Origin of the sequence: Massilia mucilaginosa, assembly GCF_011682145.1 — a bacterium.
GTDB classification, from domain to species: Bacteria; Pseudomonadota; Gammaproteobacteria; order Burkholderiales; family Burkholderiaceae_D; genus Telluria_A; species Telluria_A mucilaginosa.
Genome location: NZ_WHJH01000348.1, coordinates 1 through 289 on the forward strand (window position 1 = coordinate 1; position 289 = coordinate 289).

1 protein-coding gene is annotated in these 289 nt (G+C 59.9%); it reads left to right on the plus strand.

The genetic code is table 11. From position 1 onward, the window contains the following. Window positions 1–289, plus strand: a 289-nt coding sequence (locus F2P45_RS35130) for a transposase (RefSeq protein ID WP_187367271.1), incomplete at both ends; no start/stop codon positions are given.

Here is a 289-nt window from a genome sequence, read left to right on the forward strand (position 1 = left end):
TTCGACGGCCAGTCGGGCGGCTTGATCGCGGCGGTACTGCGGCCCGGAAGGCGACCATTTGGCGAAGAGAACGCGATGATCATGCGGCGCGTTCTGAAGCGGATTCGCCACCACTTCCCCGATACGCATATTCTTGTACGTGGCGATGGACACTTTAGCGGACCTGAATTAATGGGCCTGATCGACAGCATGTCGAACGTGGACTTCATTTTCGGTTTCGCCTGCAACCCCAAGCTCCTTGCGATGGCCGAGCCGACCAGACTTCGCGCCATCGACCGGTGGGTGGCTG